The sequence below is a fragment of the Streptomyces sp. E-08 genome (assembly GCF_049913095.1).
In the GTDB taxonomy this organism is placed as follows: Bacteria; Actinomycetota; Actinomycetes; order Streptomycetales; family Streptomycetaceae; genus Streptomyces.
In genome coordinates this window covers 4,075,671-4,091,565 of record NZ_CP183971.1, presented here as the reverse complement: position 1 = coordinate 4,091,565, position 15,895 = coordinate 4,075,671, and the positions used below count along the sequence as shown (strand labels likewise).

18 protein-coding genes, 1 tRNA gene and 1 pseudogene are annotated in these 15,895 nt (G+C 69.8%); 8 read left to right on the top strand and 12 right to left on the bottom strand.

Going from position 1 to position 15,895, the window contains the following annotated elements; genetic code table 11:
- Window positions 1-139 precede the first annotated feature (139 nt).
- The 10 genes and pseudogenes from ACN9MM_RS18695 to ACN9MM_RS18650 form a co-directional block, all read right to left on the bottom strand.
- The gene (locus tag ACN9MM_RS18695; protein ID WP_426364689.1) at window positions 140-1,393 is read right to left on the bottom strand and encodes a sensor histidine kinase; all 1,254 of its coding nucleotides are present in this window, start codon (window positions 1,391-1,393) and stop codon (window positions 140-142) included.
- Window positions 1,390-2,055: a two-component system response regulator CseB gene (cseB, locus tag ACN9MM_RS18690; RefSeq protein WP_426368771.1), complete on the bottom strand. Its 666-nt coding sequence runs from the start codon at window positions 2,053-2,055 to the stop codon at window positions 1,390-1,392. Before cseB ends, ACN9MM_RS18695 begins: the two co-directional genes overlap by 4 nt.
- Window positions 2,056-2,536: 481 nt before the next feature.
- Window positions 2,537-2,815 (bottom strand): annotated as a pseudogene (locus ACN9MM_RS18685) (SpoIIE family protein phosphatase); the annotation flags it as partial.
- A 4-nt stretch (window positions 2,816-2,819) separates the two neighbouring features.
- Complete coding sequence (locus tag ACN9MM_RS18680; protein WP_426364688.1) at window positions 2,820-3,596, bottom strand: alpha/beta fold hydrolase; 777 nt, start codon at window positions 3,594-3,596, stop codon at window positions 2,820-2,822.
- A gap of 288 nt (window positions 3,597-3,884) precedes the next feature.
- Complete coding sequence (locus ACN9MM_RS18675) at window positions 3,885-4,085, bottom strand: hypothetical protein (protein ID WP_426364687.1); 201 nt, start codon at window positions 4,083-4,085, stop codon at window positions 3,885-3,887.
- Between the two features lie 474 nt (window positions 4,086-4,559).
- Window positions 4,560-5,759, bottom strand: a complete 1,200-nt coding sequence (locus ACN9MM_RS18670; protein WP_426364686.1) for a PP2C family protein-serine/threonine phosphatase — start codon at window positions 5,757-5,759, stop codon at window positions 4,560-4,562.
- A gap of 195 nt (window positions 5,760-5,954) precedes the next feature.
- Window positions 5,955-6,227 (bottom strand): hypothetical protein, encoded by a 273-nt coding sequence (locus tag ACN9MM_RS18665; RefSeq protein ID WP_426364685.1) that lies wholly within the window; start codon window positions 6,225-6,227, stop codon window positions 5,955-5,957.
- A 40-nt stretch (window positions 6,228-6,267) separates the two neighbouring features.
- Window positions 6,268-6,534 (bottom strand): hypothetical protein, encoded by a 267-nt coding sequence (locus ACN9MM_RS18660; protein ID WP_426364684.1) that lies wholly within the window; start codon window positions 6,532-6,534, stop codon window positions 6,268-6,270.
- Window positions 6,535-6,646: 112 nt separating this feature from the next.
- Window positions 6,647-6,847, bottom strand: coding sequence for a hypothetical protein (locus ACN9MM_RS18655; protein WP_426364683.1), 201 nt, complete (start codon window positions 6,845-6,847; stop codon window positions 6,647-6,649).
- Window positions 6,848-6,860: 13 nt separating this feature from the next.
- The gene (locus ACN9MM_RS18650; RefSeq protein ID WP_426364682.1) at window positions 6,861-7,451 is read right to left on the bottom strand and encodes a DUF5994 family protein; all 591 of its coding nucleotides are present in this window, start codon (window positions 7,449-7,451) and stop codon (window positions 6,861-6,863) included.
- Between the two features lie 307 nt (window positions 7,452-7,758).
- Between ACN9MM_RS18650 and ACN9MM_RS18645 the strand changes: the two genes are divergently transcribed.
- From ACN9MM_RS18645 to ACN9MM_RS18610, 8 genes are all read left to right on the top strand, one after another.
- Window positions 7,759-8,250, top strand: coding sequence for a DUF5994 family protein (locus ACN9MM_RS18645; RefSeq protein ID WP_426364681.1), 492 nt, complete (start codon window positions 7,759-7,761; stop codon window positions 8,248-8,250).
- Entirely contained in the window at window positions 8,247-8,603 is a 357-nt protein-coding gene (locus ACN9MM_RS18640) for a PRC-barrel domain-containing protein (protein ID WP_426364680.1), read from the top strand. Before ACN9MM_RS18645 ends, ACN9MM_RS18640 begins: the two co-directional genes overlap by 4 nt.
- Window positions 8,604-8,631: 28 nt before the next feature.
- Entirely contained in the window at window positions 8,632-8,802 is a 171-nt protein-coding gene (locus ACN9MM_RS18635; protein ID WP_426364679.1) for a hypothetical protein, read from the top strand.
- 476 nt (window positions 8,803-9,278) lie between these two features.
- Window positions 9,279-10,133 carry a helix-turn-helix domain-containing protein gene (locus ACN9MM_RS18630; RefSeq protein ID WP_426364678.1) on the top strand — a complete coding sequence of 285 codons (855 nt, stop codon included), beginning with the start codon at window positions 9,279-9,281 and terminating at the stop codon, window positions 10,131-10,133.
- A 459-nt stretch (window positions 10,134-10,592) separates the two neighbouring features.
- The gene (locus tag ACN9MM_RS18625; protein ID WP_426364677.1) at window positions 10,593-11,888 is read left to right on the top strand and encodes an ice-binding family protein; all 1,296 of its coding nucleotides are present in this window, start codon (window positions 10,593-10,595) and stop codon (window positions 11,886-11,888) included.
- A gap of 247 nt (window positions 11,889-12,135) precedes the next feature.
- Complete coding sequence (locus ACN9MM_RS18620) at window positions 12,136-12,747, top strand: DUF5819 family protein (RefSeq protein ID WP_426368770.1); 612 nt, start codon at window positions 12,136-12,138, stop codon at window positions 12,745-12,747.
- Entirely contained in the window at window positions 12,737-13,918 is a 1,182-nt protein-coding gene (locus ACN9MM_RS18615; protein WP_426364676.1) for an HTTM domain-containing protein, read from the top strand. Before ACN9MM_RS18620 ends, ACN9MM_RS18615 begins: the two co-directional genes overlap by 11 nt.
- Window positions 13,919-14,353: 435 nt before the next feature.
- Window positions 14,354-14,551, top strand: coding sequence for a hypothetical protein (locus ACN9MM_RS18610; protein WP_426364675.1), 198 nt, complete (start codon window positions 14,354-14,356; stop codon window positions 14,549-14,551).
- Window positions 14,552-14,654: 103 nt separating this feature from the next.
- Here the strand turns inward: ACN9MM_RS18610 and ACN9MM_RS18605 are convergent, their stop codons facing one another.
- Together ACN9MM_RS18605 and ACN9MM_RS18600 are read right to left on the bottom strand one after the other, a co-directional pair.
- On the bottom strand, window positions 14,655-15,641 hold the full coding sequence (locus ACN9MM_RS18605) for a phosphotransferase family protein (RefSeq protein ID WP_426364674.1): 987 nt from the start codon (window positions 15,639-15,641) through the stop codon (window positions 14,655-14,657).
- 163 nt (window positions 15,642-15,804) lie between these two features.
- Window positions 15,805-15,875: transfer RNA gene (locus tag ACN9MM_RS18600), tRNA-Gly, on the bottom strand.
- Window positions 15,876-15,895: the final 20 nt, after the last annotated feature.

Below are 15,895 nucleotides of genomic sequence, written 5' to 3'. Positions count from 1 at the left end.
TCCTCGAAGCGGGTCCCGACTTGGATTCGGTACGGGACGCGGTGTCCTTCGAAGGGTGCCGGAGCAACGTATCGGCCCGTGGGCCGCCGTGTATCAGTGCCCGCTCCACCACGTACCGACCGTTCTGGCAGCCGTCCCGTCAGTCGGGGAGCCGTAGGGTCGCGACGGCCCCGCCGTCCGGGGCGTTGGCCAGCGACAGTTCGGCACCGAGGACGTGGGCCTGGCCGAGGGCGATGGTGAGCCCCAGGCCGTGGCCCGAGCCGCGTTCCCGGGCGCCGGTGTGGAAGCGGCGCGGGCCGTGGAGCAGCAGGTCGTCCGGGAAGCCGGGTCCGTGGTCGCGGACGACGACCGCCGGTCCGTCGACGGTGACCCGGACCGGGCCGGCTCCGTGGCGGTGGGCGTTGAAGACGAGGTTGGCGACGATCCGCTCCAGCCGACGTGGGTCGGTCTCCACCGTCCGCGCCCCGCCGTCGTCCGTGAACTGCGCGTCGAGGCCGGTACGGGACACCGCCTCGGCGACCACGGCGCCGAGCGGCACCCGGACGCGCACCGCCTCCTCGGCGCCCGCGTCCAGCCGGGAGATCTCCAGGAGGTCCTCAACGAGGTCGCGCAGGTCGCGCACCCTCGCCCGCAGCAGGTCTTCGGTCTCGCCGGACGGCAGGAGGTCGACGGCGGCCAGCAGTCCTCCGACGGGGGTCCGCAGTTCGTGGGCCACGTCCGCGGTGAACCGGCGCTCGGTGCGCAGCCGCAGCGCGAGGCTGTCGGCCATCCGGTCGACGGTCATGGCGATGTCCGCGACCTCGTCACGGCCCTTCGTGGGCCCCGTACGGGCATCGAGGTCCCCGGCGGAGATCCGCGCCGCCGTCTCCGCGACCCGGCCCAGCCGCCGGGACAGCAGCCCCGCGCCGTAGACGGTCAGGGGTACGGCTCCCGCCAGCGCGACGACGGAGGCGACCGCCATGGCCGCGTCGAGACGGGACAGGTTCGCGTGGTCCGGGCCCAGGTTGATCTGCACGGCGAGGACCGGACTGCCCGGACCGCCGGTGCGCTGGGCCGCCCAGACACTCGGCCCGACGTTACCCTCCACGCGCCCGTCGTACACGGGGTGCCGTTCGCCGTCGGCCGGGGCACGCAGCGCGGCCGGCAGATCGGCGGGGTCGAGCTCGGCGCCGTCGGAGAGGACGCCTGTGCGCCGGTAGACGTCCATGGCCGCGTACAGCGTGTTCATCGCCCGTGCCTCGCCCCGGCCGCGGATGTCCTGGGCGGTCCACAGGTGCACCAGGACGCCGACCGCCGCCACGACGAGCAGGGCCGTGACCGCGGCGAGGGCGGCGATCTTCCGGCGCAGTGGGGTGCGGCCTGCCCACGGCCCGCGGAGGGGAAGCACGGTCACCGCCGGAACTTGTATCCGAAGCCCCGGACCGTCTCGATCCGGTCCCGGCCCACCTTCCGCCGCAGCCGCTGCACGCACAGGTCCACGACGCGGCTGTCCCCGTCCCAGCCGTACTCCCACACGTTCCGCAGCAGCGTGTGCCGCTCCAGCACGATTCCGGGGTGGGCGGCGAACTCCAGCAGCAGCTTCAGCTCCGTCGGGGTCAGCGCCACCGGCGCGCCGGAGAGGAAGACCTCCATCCCGGCGGTGTCGATCCTCAGGTCCCCGAACTCCAGCACATCTCCCGCGGCCGGCCGGCTCCCGGCCCGCTCCGGCCCCTCGGCGGGTACGGGCGCGTACGTGGCGCGCCGCAGCAGCGAACGCATGCGGGCCACCAGGACGTACGTCTCCACCGGCTTGACGACGTAGTCGTCTGCCCCGGCCTCAAGACCGGCGACCACGTCCAGCCCATCGCCGCGGGCGGACATCATCAGCACCGGCACCAGACTGGTCTCCCGGACCCGGCGGCACAGCCCGATCCCGTCGAGGCCGGGCAGCATCACGTCGAGGATCAGCAGGTCGAAGTCGCGCTCCCGGAAGGCTTCGAGACCGGTGAGCCCGTCGGCGACGGCCCGCACCTCGTAGCCGTAGCGCTCCAGGGCGACGGCGAAGGACCGGCGCATCAGGTCGTCGTCCTCGACGAGGAGCACGCGCGCGGTGGACGCGGGGGAGTCGGGCGAGGACACGAGGACAGCTCCTGTTCGGAAGGCGACGTGCGCGTGGCCCGGGGTCACGTTCCCGACGTGCGGGTGACCACGCCACCGTGGGAACCATACGACGGCCAGCGGACAGCCCACCGTGCCCGCGTCTCGTCCTTCCCGGACCGGTACCCCCCCGAGCGTCACCCGATACGCCCCGGATACAAAGCCCCAGAGCCTGGGCAACGACGAAGCCCCAGGTCGCTGACCTGGGGCTTCGTTCAAGAGCGGATGACGGGAATCGAACCCGCGCTATAAGCTTGGGAATCACCGACACCTTCGTCTGTCATCTGCAGCCTGACCTGCGAAGACATCCCTTGGGTCGGCGTCTCTCGCTGCCCCGCGAAGACCCGGTGTTGACCGCTGTTCGCCGCGCTGAAGGGCACGGCTGGGGCACGGCGGCAGATCAGCCACGCCGCTCCACCAGGACGAGAGTGGCGTCGTCCGAGGTGGCTTCGCCGCGGGCTCGCTTGAGCGTATGGGACAGGTCCCGTGCCACCGCCCGCACTCCCCGGTCGGCCTTCTCCAGCTGGTTCACCCAGTCGATCAGCTGGTCCTCGCCGAACTGCTCCTGCCCGCTCTCGTGCTCCTCGACCAGACCGTCGGTGAAGCAGAGGATCCGGTCCCCGGGCGCGAGCGTCACCTCGCTGAGCTGTGGCTGTGCTCCTCCGAAGCCGACGGGGAGCCATCTAGCGGCCGAGGAACCTCTCGACCGCCGTCGCCAGGGCCTGCGGACTTTCGTCGGGGGCGAAGTGACCGGAGTCGTCGAAGACCTCGAGCTCGGCGTTCGGATACCACTGCAGCCACGTGGATCGCATGGTGTCGGGGCCCATCGCCGGGTCGCTCGCACCGGCCACTACAAGCACTGGCGTCGCGTTTCCCTTGACCAGCTCGTGGATATCGGGGCCGCGCGTCCAGGATTCGAGGTACGCGCGCAGGGCCGCCTGCGAGGAGCGTTCCGAGCCGTTCACCCTGGCGTCCAGCCACGCGTCGTCGTGCCGACTGCCGGTGAGGGCATCGAAGATCGTCCTGCGGTTGCCGGAATCCTCCACGGCCCCGACGAACAGCTCCCACATCTCCCCTTCGAGCGGGAACCCGGACGCGGGCACGGGCGAGATGCCGATGATCGAGCGGATCCGTGAGGGGGCGTCCAGCAACAACTGCTGGGCCGCCTTGCCGCCCATGGAGTGACCGATGACCGAGAAGGTGTCCCAGCCGAGGTCGTCGGCCACGGCGAGGACGTCCGCCGCGATTTCCTCCATCGTGTATGTGCCGGGGGTGCCCATCGCCTCGCCGTACCCACGGCAGTCCACGAACGCGTAGCTGAACGCGCCTCCGTCCAGGTGCGGCCGCAGATGGCCGAAACTCGATCTGTCGCTCAGCCAGTGGTGGAGTGCGATGACCTGCTCCGGACCGCTGCCCTGTACCTCGTACGGAATGACGTTTCCTGCTCCACGGTTTGCCACGATGTTGGGTCTCCCCTGTCGGGCCGGGCACGGAATCCCGCCGGCCGGAGGCTTCGCCCCGACGGCGTAGTCCCAGTCAACGGTGATCGGCCCTGCGCCCGCCGGGTAGGTGCAGGCGGCGGCCGAATCCTGTTCCGGCGCGTGGAGGTCGCGCCGCAGCTGCGCTCCGGTGATGCCGAGGAGGCGGTTGCTCTCGACGGCTTCGTACCGGACCCGGAGCACCTGTTCGCGGTAGGTCTTGCGTTCGCGCAGGCAGGGCGCTGGGCGTGTGGGCGAGTCGTGCGCTGGTCAGAGCCCCTCGTCGTGCAGGTCCTCTTCGCGCATCAGGTCGTCCTCACGGCGGCGCGAGGTCTCCTCCGGGCCGGGCTTCTGTTCCTTCTCGCGGGACGATTTACCCGGCCGGGGCCGCGCGGGGTCTCCGGGGCGATGGTGCTCCTGCGCCTCGTGGCCCTTGCCCGGTTCCTGACGCTTGTCCTGCCTACCGTCCATGAAGGCGACTCCTCTTGATGACGGGGTACGGATTCCTCTCGGATCACGCTGACACGCACAGCGACAGCCCGCATCTTGTCGATTGCGAAGCGAGGCAGAGGGATGACGCCCGTCCCCATGGGCAGCGCCGGAAGGCCGGCCATCCTTCCAGCGCCGAGGAGGACGCGATCCGCCCCCCGCCCGTCGGCCTCAGCGTGAAGGGCGACTGACCGGACGGCAGCCACTCGACATCGAGTAGCGTCGGGGGTCTGGAGAACGACGAAGTCCCAGGTCTCTGACCAGGGCCTTCGTTCACGAGCGGATGACGGGAATCGAACCCGCGCTACAAGCTTGGGAATCACCCGGCACTTGGGCCCGCGAAGCGCTTCTGACCCGCGCAAACGTTAGCCCGACGCCGCTTCTTCGCCGCCTGCTCGACTCCTTTGTCGTCCGCTGTTGACCGCCTCTACTGACACGTTGTGGCACGGCGGCAGATCAGCCACGCCACTCCACCAGGACGAGAGTGGCGTCGTCCGAGGTGGCTTCGCCGCGGGCTCGCTTGAGCGTATGGGACAGGTCCCGTGCCACCGCGCGGACTCCTCGGTCCGCCTTCTCCAGCTGGTTCACCCAGTCGATCAGCTGGTCCTCGCCGAACTGCTCCTGCCCGCTCTCGTGTTCCTCGATCAGGCCGTCGGTGAAGCAGAGGATCCGGTCCCCTGGCGCGAGCGTCACCTCGCTGACCTGTGGCTGGGCTCCTCCGAAGCCGACGGGGAGGGTGGTGGGGCTGTCCAGGCGGCCCATGACACGGTGCTCCCGGATCAGGACGGGGGCAGGGTGTCCCGCGTTGACCCACTGGAGACGGCCGGTGGTCGTGTCCAGCCGCAGCATCTGCGCGGTGACGAAGTGGTCGGGGGCGAACTGCTCGGCCACCGCCCGGTCCATGAAGAGATAGATCTCGGACAGCTCGATACTGATGCGGCGGGCGTGCCGGTACGCGCCGATGGCGACGGTGGCCAGGGTGGCCGCGTTCAGACCGTGGCCCATGGCGTCGATCACAGCGAGATGGAAGGTGTCGCCGTTCAGGGCATAGTCGAAACTGTCGCCGGCCACGTCGTAGGCGGGCTCCAGGACTCCGGCGACGGCAACGCGCGGCATCGACATGGCGAGCGGCGGCAGGAGCGACCACTGGATCTCCGCGGTGACGCTCATCGGCTCGCTGCGGCGGGTGCGGAAGAAGAGGTCGGTGCAGCCGTTCTTGGTCTGCAGCACACCGGCGAGCAAGCCGGCGATCCTGCGCAGGAGGCGGCGGTCGTCGTCGTCGACCGCGTCCAGGGTGACGGCCAGGACGCCGGCCTGGTCGCCGCCGTCGAGCAGCGGTATGTGGACGCGTACTCCGTCGGCCCGCGCCAGCTCGACCAGGCGCGACGTGAGGAAGCACCGGCCGGCCTCCGAACCGTCGATGGACAGCGGCTCGCCGCCCGTCAGCCCTTCGGCGAGTAGGGGAACCAGCCTCTGTTGCCCGTAGTCCTGGAGCAGGATCTGCGGACTCCTGCCCCCCAACCGGCTCACCGTCTCGGCTACGACCAGCCCGACCCGGTCGGGCGGCAGCTCGTGCGCCCGGTCCAGGATCGTTCCCAGGAGCCCCTCCCCGAAGCTCTCCGAGCGATCGGATTTTCCGAGCCGTCCGAGGGTCATCCCGTTGCCTCCAACCGAGCGGCGATGACCTCGCCCGGTCCTGCCGTACGGGGTGGGTGCCGCGACTGCGCGGCGACCGGGTACCGGAGCGGCCCGCACCAGCGATGTGGCCTCCAGAATGCTCCTTGGCAGCAGGTCACGCCACAGGGACGCCGTGCGGGGGCACAGGTTGCCGGTGACCGGAGGCGGACCGGTTCAGCCGCCCTCTTCCTCCTCCGCTTCCATGAGGCGGATGCCCTGGTGGGTGAGCGAGACCATCGCGGGTGTGTTTCCCGGCTCCCAGTCGACGGTGACCAGCCCCTCGCCCGCGAGGTAGGAGCAGGCGGCGGCGAGATCCTGCTCCGGGATGCGCAGGTCGTGGTTGAGCGCGGCTCCGGTGACGCCGAGCAGGCGGTTGCCTTCGGCGGCCGTGTAGAGAGCCTGGAGGATCTGCCGGCGGTACCGCTGCCGCTCGTGGAGTGTCGCCATGGCCGCGTGGTCCTGTCGTCGTGGCGTCGTTCGTTGCCGGTCAGGGCTCCTCGGTGTGGGGGCCGGTGCCGGTGAGAGGTCTGCTGGTGGCGAGCCAGGTGCGGGCGGGTCCGGCGGCGGTCTCGGTGTCGACGGTGAGGTGGAGCCGTGTGCCGCCGCCTGGCACGGGGTAGCTGCGCTGCTCCGCGCCGGCGAAGCACCGGCGGATCACTTCGGCGACCGCACGGGCGGCCTCGGGCGTGGCGGAGACGATACGGATCTCGGCGTGTTCGGCCTGCGGCAGTAGTTCGTTCTCGGTGGGGTGCAAGACGGCGTGCTCCGTTCGGGACAAAAGCGAGAGGCCGGCGGGTGGGTTGTCCCGGGTGTCGGGTGCCCCACCCGCGGCCTTCGGCCGGAGGAGTGGTCTGAGGTCAGGCAGGTCAGGGCCAGGTGCCCGTGGGCCGACGATCGGCGATCCGTTCGGGCGGCCTGGGGTGGCTGTGGCCGGGGGGACGGCTGAGGGAGGGGTAGGGGTCGCTGAAGTGGCGGGCCGCGATGCGTGCGTCGTGCTGGGCGTTCAGCCGGTGGAGCAGGCGTGTGCCGAGCACGATCAGAAGGGCGCCTGCCAGGAGCGTGATCACGATCTCGATGTCGTCACCTCCCGGTGTGTCCCGGCAGCGGGATCATCCGCGCGCCGACGACGGGGTGCGCCGCTGGGTGCGGCTGGGGCGCCGGGGCGGCCCCGCCGTCGTTCTCCCAGGCGTCTTCGCTGCTCCGCGCCTCCCCCATACGGCGGTCGGTCGCGGCCTCGCCGGACATCAGCCCACCTGCGGAGAGGATGCTTCCGGGGAGGGCGGCGGCGGTCATCAGCCGGGCCGCGGAGGCGGGTTCGGTCTCGGGCGGAATCACGAGCAGATCGCAGCGGCCGGTCGTGTAGGACAGCAGGATGATCTTGTCCGGGTCCTGCTCGGTGAACCAGCCCACGTGCAGCACGCGGCCGGTGACGGCGACCTTGTGCGGGACGACGGGCCAGTGACCGGGATTCACCAGGACACGGGTGATGCGGCCCCAGCGTCCTTCGAGGGCGTCGGCCAGCGCCGGCAGCTCGGCTGCCAGGTCGCGTGAACGGGGCCACCAGGCGCCGTCGAGCCGACCGGCGAGCGTGGTCTTCGGAGTGAGCGACAAGCGGGCCGGAAGTCCTGGGGTGAGGGCGCGGTTCGCCGTCCTGTCGAGGGTGGTGGTCATGGCGGACCTGCCCCCGGGCTGCCCGTCGGCAGCCCGGTTTTTCGTGTTCCCCGGAAATGACACCTGCGTGGAAGCTGGTGCTCGAAGTACTTCCGGTACTTCCAGCGTACGTCTGATCAGCCCATTCTCGGCCTGATACGGGGAGAGACTTCCGGTTCGTACGAACGAGCGTGCGGCGCCGGGCGGACAAGCGGGAGCCGGGGTTACCGTGAGATGACGGCACAGTCGCCCCGCCGGCGACCGGTCGCCCCTTCAGGCGCAGTCGTGGCGGGCCGCGGCGCCCCACCCGTAGACGAGCGGATCCACCATGGCCGACTCTGACATCCCGACCCCCTTGCTCCTGCCGGACGAGATCCACCAGGCGGTACGACCCGGTACGGCTCTGCTCCGGCTGGAGACGACGCACTCCCGGCAGGGCGTCCTCGACGGGGCGTGGTGGCCGCGCACGCGCGACGTGGAGCAGGAGGTTCCCGCGCTGGTGTCCGTCCTGACCGAGCAACTCGGACCCATCACCCGGGTCGGCCTGGACGCCACCGCGTGGGACGAGATTCCGGCCCGACTGGTCATCGACGACCGGGTCGTCCACCTCGACTCCTTCCCCGTCGGCGACGACACCGTCCTCATCACCCGTGGCGACAAGGACCACTTCGCGCTGATGGTGGTGCCGCCGGACACGGAACCCGATGCCGCCCGCACGGCCATGGCCCGCGCGGTCCACGCCGACAACATCACGCAGGCCACCGAGCTCCTCGTCGCCACGCTTCCCCCACCGGCGACCGAGCAGGGAGGAGCGGCATGATCCAGACAGCGGACATCCGCGAGTGGCGCAACCAGGACGTGGTGGACCCCGGCGGCCACAAGATCGGCGAACTGGAATCCGTCTACGTCGACACCAGCACCGACGAACCGGCCATGGCCACGGTCCGCGTCGGCCTGCCCACCCGGCACCGCCTGGTGTTCGTCCCCCCGGAGGGAGCGACGGTGGGGCCGGGGTACGTGCGGGTCGCCCACGACAGGAAACTGGTGAAACAGAGCCCCTCCATCGGCCCGGACGACGTCCTGCCCTTCGAGGACGAGGAAGCCGTCTTCCGCCACTACGGCCTCGCCTACGAACCCGGTGCGAACGGCGAACGGCAACTCGCCCGACGCTGAGCCCCCGACCGCCGGGGAGGCGGCCCCCATGACACTCTTCCTCGCCCTGATCATCGTCGCGATCATTCTGGGCCTCATCGGCGCCGTCGCCGACGGACTCCTCTTCCTCCTCTTCATCGGCATCGCGGTACTCGTGGCAGACCTCCTCTACATGGCCCTGCGCACCCGCCACTCCGCCCGCCACCGCCCGCTCCGGTGACCGCGGGGACGGCCTGGAAGGTCTGCACGACGACGAAGCCCCAGGTCGCTGACCTGGGGCTTCGTTCAAGAGCGGATGACGGGAATCGAACCCGCGCTATAAGCTTGGGAATCACCGAAGCCGGCACCGATCAGAAGGTGCCTGACCTGTGAAAACGCCCCTTCTCGCGGCTCCTTTCGGTGATCCGGCGACACCCGTGTTGACCGCTGTTCACCGTTTCGAAGGGCACGGATGGGGCACGATGCCACGGGGCCTCGGCTGCAGAGCCGAGGCGCCCATGGCGCTGATCATCGCCGGCTCCCGTAGGGCGCCGTGGGCCGCGGAGCGCTGGTTCGTACGGGCGACGCCGGGCAGATTGAATCGCGTCAATTCTTCACCGACGCACGACACCGGCGGCACGGCGCGTGATCAACAACCGGTGCTCCATGCCAATCTGCTCGGGCACGTAGTGGCTTGGAGCCGGAGGTACACCGCCCATGGCGGCGAACAACAACCCCACCGTCACGGGACGACGACTGGGGGCGGAGCTGCGCCGGCTCCGCGAGGACCGCGGTATGACCGGCACACAGGTCGCGGCGGAACTGCTGATCTCCCAGGCCAAGGTCAGTCACATGGAGACGGGGCGCCGTGCGGTCAGCCCCCGCGACGTACGCGATCTCTGCGTGCTCTACGGCGTCACCGACCACCATCTCGTCGACCACCTGACAGCACTGGCCAGGGAGTCGAGCCGTCAGGGCTGGTGGCACTCCTACGGCGACATCCCCCACAGCGTCTATCTCGACCTGGAGGCGGTCGCCGCCTCCATCCGGGCCTACGAGCCCATGGTGGTTCCCGCCCTGCTGCAGACCCCCGCCTACGCCGCCGCGGTCATTGAGGAAACGATCCCCCTCGTTACGGTCGACCAGGCCGCCGCGCGACTGAAGGTGCGACTCCGCCGGCAGTACCGGATCTATGACCTCGCCCGCCGGTTGCACCTCTGGGTCGTCCTGGACGAATCGGCCCTGCGGCGTGTCGTCGGCAGCCGGGAGATCATGCGCGAGCAACTGGAGCACCTGCACGCGCTCAGCACCGAGCCGCACATCACCGTCGAGGTACTCCCTCACAGCACAGGCGCTCACCCAGGGCTGACGGGGCAGTTCTCCCTCCTGGAGTTCCCCGACACCCGTGAGGCGGTGGTGTATCTGGAGAGGTTCACGAGCGGCCTCTGCCTGGCGAAGCCGTCCGACGTACATCAGTACAGCGTGACGCACGCCCGGCTGCGGGCGCTGGCCCTCGCGCCGGAGCAGAGCTGGCACCTCATCACCGACGCCATCAAGCTCTACGCGTCCTGAACTCCGAGGGCGACGCGCCGGGCTGCGACGATGCCCCGGAACCGCTGCTCCTCCACACGCGGCCGGCACCGGGAAGAACCCGCCGCTGATACCGCGCCTCCTTGCGCTTTTCGCCCCGGGCGCGCCACGCCCGTGCCGCAGCGTTCCTGATTCGACCCGGTCGGCGTACATCCGTGTTCACATCGGGGTCGGGTTTCAGGACAGGTGTGCGGTGCCGCTTCGTGTGAACTGATCGAATTTCACTCATCCGGCGATGTTCCGAATCGTCGGCGGCACGGGATTGCATATTTTCATCACGCACCGCGGCGTTGAATGTTTTTATATTAATCCCCCTCCTCGGTTTCGCCCGGTGCGGGTGCGCGAATTTTCATGCGTAATATGCGGCCACAGCTAGAAGGCACCCCGGGTGATCCGTAGGCCCGGCGTGTGCCACGGCCCCCCACAGAAAATGGCCTCTTGATGAAGCTGCACATCCCTCGAACGACTCAGCGCCGCATTCTGTCCGGCGGGCTGGCCTCGGCCCTCGCCACAGCAGTCGCCGCCGCCATGGTCGCCGTCACGTCGACGCAGGCACTTGCCATCGCGACGCCCGTTCCTCTGGGCACGACCGCCAGCTACTCCGTCCTGGCAGGGCAGGGAGTCACCAACACCGGCAACTCGGTGCTCGATCACGACCTCGGGACGCACCCGAACCCGGCCATCACCGGCTTCCCGCCCGGCCTGGTGCTCGGCGCTGTGCACCCCGCGGACGCCGCGGCCGCCCAGGCCAAGAGCGATCTGATCGTGGCGTACAACAATGCGGCCGGCCAACTCACGGGCCAGGCACCGGACTTCCCGCTCGCCGCGGGCATCGGCGGAGGGCAGGAGCTGCTTCCCGGCGTCCACAGGGCCACATCCGGTGTCGGCCTCACCGGTGACCTGATCCTGAACGCCGGGGGAAACCCCAACGCGGTCTGGGTGTTCCAGATTCCCGAAGCCCTGACGACGGCATCCAACAGCAGGATCCTCCTCACCAACGGTGCTTCGCCGTGCAACGTCTACTGGCAGATCGGGAGTTCGGCGACCCTCGGCACGACCTCCACCTTCGTGGGCACCATCATGGCCCTGACCTCGATCTTCGTGAACCAGGGGGCGAGCGTCGAGGGGCGGGCACTGGCCCGCAACGGCGAGGTGACGCTCAACAACAACAGGATCTTCCTCGGCGGGTGCGCCACCGGCGGTACGACGACCGGCGCGACGACGGGAACGACCACCGGAACGACGACGGGAACGACCACCGGAACGACGACCGGAACGACGACGACCGGAACGACCACCGGAACGACGACGGGTACGACTCTGGGCCTGATCGGCGGCACCCTCATCGGCGGGCCCAGCGTCAACCTGGTGGGCGGCGGCACCTCGGGGAACGTCGCGGGCAACACCTCCGGGAACACCGTGGGCAACACAGCCGGGAACACCACTGGCGGTAACACGTCGGGCAACAGCGCGGGGAACACGACCGGCGGCTCCATCACCGGCGGGAACGGCGGCCGACCGGACCACGGTGGGCCGGACCACGGCGGCAAGCCCGAGCACGGTGGGCCGGAGCACGGTGGGCCGGAGCACGGGCACGACGAGGGGCCCGGCAAGCCGGAGCACGGCGAGCACGGCGAGCACGGCGAGCACGGCGACCACGGCGACTACGGCGACCAGGGTGAGCAGGCCGACGGGCACTACGGCTACGCCGACAAGCCCGCGGTCCACGAGGGCTGAGCAGCAGGCCGCATCACGACCGTTCATCGGATGACGGCGCGCGGCGGAACCCTCAGCGGTTCCGTCGTGCGCCGCCGGTGAGGGACGCGGAAAGACTCAGGCGCGAGCAGCGCATACGCGAAGGACAGGGTGGGCGGTGTCGAGCGGAATCGAAACAGCGGCCGTGCAGGAACTTCAGCAGTCCGATTCCGATCCGGCCGCCCTGCCACCGGAACGCGACGGAGCGACCCCGTCGGACAGACGGCCCATGAGGGTCCGCGCACTGAGAGCGGGGCTGCGCACGGCCGTGGCCCTGTGTCTGGTGACCACGCTGGTCCATGTCGTCATGGTGTTCCTTCACGTAGCCCCCTCCAACCCCGTATCGAAGCGGTACAGCCCACAGGTCAACGGATGGGTGTACCCCCTTTTCGAGCAGAATTGGCGACTTTTCGCACCGGACCCCGATTCCTTCAACCGGAAGGTCCTGGCAAGAACTGCACAAACGGCCTCCGACGGATCGGTACGAGTGAGCCCCTGGTTCGACCTGGCCGCCGTGGACAATGCCGCGGTCGACCACAACGCATTTCCTAGCCACACGGCTCAGAACCTTTTGCGCCGCGCTTGGAGCTCCTATGTCGAGACGCACGGGGGAAGCGACACGGCACGCTCGGAACGGGCGGTGATGATGCAGAAGTACCTGCGCAACATCGTCGCGGACCGCTTCGCCGCCCGCCACGGCGGTGACACGTTCGACTTCGTTCAGCTCCGGGTCGTCACGACGCCCATCGCCGCTCCCGGCACAGCCGCCGGTGACCGCCCGCCGGTACCCACCGAGAACCGGCTCCTGCCCTGGTGGAAGGTGACCCCCCATGGGAATTGAGCAGCCCTCCCAGCCCTCCTCTGCGGCAGCCGCACCGCAACGCCCCCAGAGTCCGGGGGCTTCGCTCGTCGGTGTCGCCCGTCAGTGGCTCCTCGGCCAGGTCAATGCTCTGTGGGCCCTCCTCACCGGCCGCCCGGTGTCCTTGTATGCCGCCTCGGTGCTGCGCATCGGCTACGGGCTGCTCTACCTGGTCTTCCTGCTCCGCGAGTTCCCGCACCGTGGAGAGATCTGGGGACCCGAGTCCCCTTGGACGCCCGCGCTGGCGGAACAGCTCTTCGAGCAGACGGGCTGGAACAGCGTCCTGATCCTGTCCGACAGCCCCGCCTATTTCGAGTTCTGCTACGCGATGGCCGTCGTCACGTCCGTACTGTTCATCCTGGGCTGGCGGACCCGCGTCATGTCCGTCCTCTTCGCCGTCGTGGTGATCTCGTTCCACGCGAGGTCGATCTTCATGACGGACGGGGGCGACAACCTGGTCCTGCTGATGGCCATGTACCTCGTCCTGACCGCGTGTGGTCGGCGCTGGTCCCTGGACGCACGCCGCGCCCGGCTCAAGTCGGCTCGTGCGGGCGACGTGCCGGAGCCGGTGCCGGGCTCGTACGCGCGGGAACTCCGCCATGCCCGCGTCACCTTGACCACCGTGGTGCACAACTGCGGCGTCTTCGTCATCGCCGCGCAGGTCTGCTTCCTCTACGGATCGGCGGGCCTGTTCAAGGTCCAGGGGCCCACCTGGGGAGGCGGCACCGCTCTGCACTACGCGCTGAACCTCGAACTGTTCCAGCCCTGGCCCGCGCTCTCCCACCTCGTGGACGATTTCCCGATGGTGATCGCGATCACCGGCTACGTCACGGTGCTCGTCCAGGTCGCCTTCCCGTTCGTACTCTTCGGCCGGCTCAAGTACCCCGTTCTCGCCGTGCTGCTCGGGATGCACATCGGCATCGCCGTACTGATGGGGCTGCCGCTCTTCTCCGGCGCGATGATCATCGCGGACGCCGTGTTCCTGCCCGACCGCTTCTACGCCTTCCTGCCCCGACTGTGGCGCCGTGCGGCACGGCGCACCGGAACGCGGCAGGCGGCACCAGGCCGGGCCACAGGATCGGGATCCGTACCCGCACAGGGAAGAGCGGAGCTACCCGCCCCGCAGGACCAGGTCGTTCCGAGTGGAGGGTAAAAGCGGTTCAGTCCACGCGACGGGCCCTGTGGCGGACCTCCCGGAGGCTGACCTCGGACGGGAGACGGTCCAGGCCTGCCGGGTCCCGTGCGCGTGCGAGCGCCTCCCGGCCGAGCCGCCCAGGGTCTGCCGCGGTTGCGCGTCAGGCTCCGGCCGGAGGCGCACCCGTGCGCCGCGTAGGTGGTGCGGGAGGAATCCCCAAGAGGTCTAGACAACAACGAAGCCCCGGGTCGCTGACCTGGGGCTTCGCTATGGAGCGGATGACGGGAATCGAACCCGCGCCATTAGCTTGGGAATCACCGCCGCTTTGGCCGTCCATACCAGGCGATCAAGGAGTTCATCGCATGCGCCCAGGAGGCCGAACGAGCGGCCTACAGCCGCCCTGAATCATGGGGCGGTGATGACGACGGCTGGAGTGGCCCCGCTTCCGCCACCATGACCGAACTCTGGGTCGCTGAACGGCACCTCGTGCTGCTCTGTGACGAGGATCTGCATGCCCCTGTCCACGCGTACGGCCGCGCGCTCAACCAGGCGGTATGGCGCGAGATCGGCGACACCGAGGTCAACGAGCACCTGGAGGAGCACAAGGCCGCTTTCATGACCGCAGCCCGCGCCGGCCTGTCCTCCCGGTGAGACTGGACGTCCTCGCCGTCCGGCCGTCCGGACGCGGCGCGCCCCTCTACCGGGGGCCGGGTTCCAGCCGTCGGACGACCTGTTGGAAGCGCGATGAGCCGACTCAGGCAGGGGGGAGCAGATCATGCAGGTGGTGGGGGCCCAGACCGAACCGGGGCAGGTTGTTCACGGGGTGATCGGCCGCCGCCTGTTCCGGTGCGGCCGGGGGCCACGTGTACAGCTCGCGGACGGTGTTGGCGAGCTGGTAGAGCCACAGGCGATGGATCAGCCGGGGGTGCTCGAAGAGCTGCGGGTAATCGTCTGCCAGCCACCCGAGGATCCGTGCCGTCTCCTGCGGCGGCAGGAGTTCGGCGTCGCCGGTCCCGGCCCAGTCGACGGACCGGAGGAGGGGCAGCAGGTCCAGATCGGGCGGTCCGAGCCGGACCCATTCGAAGTCGAGGACCGCGGTGATCCGCCCCTTGTCCCAGAGCAGGTTCGCGAAGTGCAGGTCGCCGTGTACGACGCCCTGCGGCTCCTCCAGGTACGGGTCGAGGGCGGCCAGCTCGGCGAGTCTGGACGCGACGAGGCCGAGGCCGGACGACGGCTCGGCGTGGGAGACCAGGACCTGCGCGCGCTCGACGGGCAGCGGACACAGGTCGGCGCCCACGATGGCCGCCGGGCCCTTCGGCCGGGAGCGCAGGCGCCCCAGCAGCAGGCCACGGACCGGTTCCGGCGGCTGCCAGGCGTGCAGCGTCCGTAGTACGTCGGCCAGTTGGGTGATCGCCGCGCGGCGCTCGGCCTCGTTCAGCGTGGGCCAGAGCGCGTGAAGGCCCTGCCCCGGCATCCGGCGGGTGACCGTCCAGGCCAGTTCGCCGTCGTCGCCGTCCGCCAGGACCTCGGGACAGGGAATCTCCGCGGGCAGCAGGGGCACGACCGCGGCCTCGCGCCGAAGTCGGCCGATGTCACCCCGCCAGCACACGCGGACTATCTGATCGCCGATGCGCCAGGCGTCGTTGGAGTAGCTCTCCAGCGGCACGGCTTCCACGTCCCGGGACATCCCCAAGGCGGACAAGACCCGGGCGAGCCGCTTCCCGGCAGGCGAATCGATCACGCGCACAACCATGCCCGGGCCCGCCCCGAGACGGCAACGGGTTCTCAGCCGAGCCAGTCGGTCAGGAACCAGCCCTCCACGCGGGCAGGGGAGGGCACGGCGGGCCCCGAGAGGTCTAGACAACGACGAAGGCCCAGGTCTCTGACCTGGGCCTTCTCTCAAGAGCGGATGACGGGAATCGAACCCGCGCTATAAGCTTGGGAAGCTCATGTTCTACCATTAAACTACATCCGCACAGCGGCCGGATGATCCGT

Coding starts and splice junctions, on each gene's coding strand:
- cseB (WP_426368771.1), bottom strand. CDS start 2,055: ATGCGCCGGTCCTTCGCCGTCGCCCTGGAGCGCTACGGCTACGAGGTG.
- ACN9MM_RS18675 (WP_426364687.1), bottom strand. CDS start 4,085: ATGGACGGTAGGCAGGACAAGCGTCAGGAACCGGGCAAGGGCCACGAG.
- ACN9MM_RS18670 (WP_426364686.1), bottom strand. CDS start 5,759: ATGACCCTCGGACGGCTCGGAAAATCCGATCGCTCGGAGAGCTTCGGG.
- ACN9MM_RS18665 (WP_426364685.1), bottom strand. CDS start 6,227: ATGGCGACACTCCACGAGCGGCAGCGGTACCGCCGGCAGATCCTCCAG.
- ACN9MM_RS18650 (WP_426364682.1), bottom strand. CDS start 7,451: ATGACCACCACCCTCGACAGGACGGCGAACCGCGCCCTCACCCCAGGA.
- ACN9MM_RS18645 (WP_426364681.1), top strand. CDS start 7,759: ATGGCCGACTCTGACATCCCGACCCCCTTGCTCCTGCCGGACGAGATC.
- ACN9MM_RS18640 (WP_426364680.1), top strand. CDS start 8,247: ATGATCCAGACAGCGGACATCCGCGAGTGGCGCAACCAGGACGTGGTG.
- ACN9MM_RS18635 (WP_426364679.1), top strand. CDS start 8,632: ATGACACTCTTCCTCGCCCTGATCATCGTCGCGATCATTCTGGGCCTC.
- ACN9MM_RS18630 (WP_426364678.1), top strand. CDS start 9,279: ATGGCGGCGAACAACAACCCCACCGTCACGGGACGACGACTGGGGGCG.
- ACN9MM_RS18625 (WP_426364677.1), top strand. CDS start 10,593: ATGAAGCTGCACATCCCTCGAACGACTCAGCGCCGCATTCTGTCCGGC.
- ACN9MM_RS18620 (WP_426368770.1), top strand. CDS start 12,136: ATGAGGGTCCGCGCACTGAGAGCGGGGCTGCGCACGGCCGTGGCCCTG.
- ACN9MM_RS18615 (WP_426364676.1), top strand. CDS start 12,737: ATGGGAATTGAGCAGCCCTCCCAGCCCTCCTCTGCGGCAGCCGCACCG.
- ACN9MM_RS18610 (WP_426364675.1), top strand. CDS start 14,354: ATGACCGAACTCTGGGTCGCTGAACGGCACCTCGTGCTGCTCTGTGAC.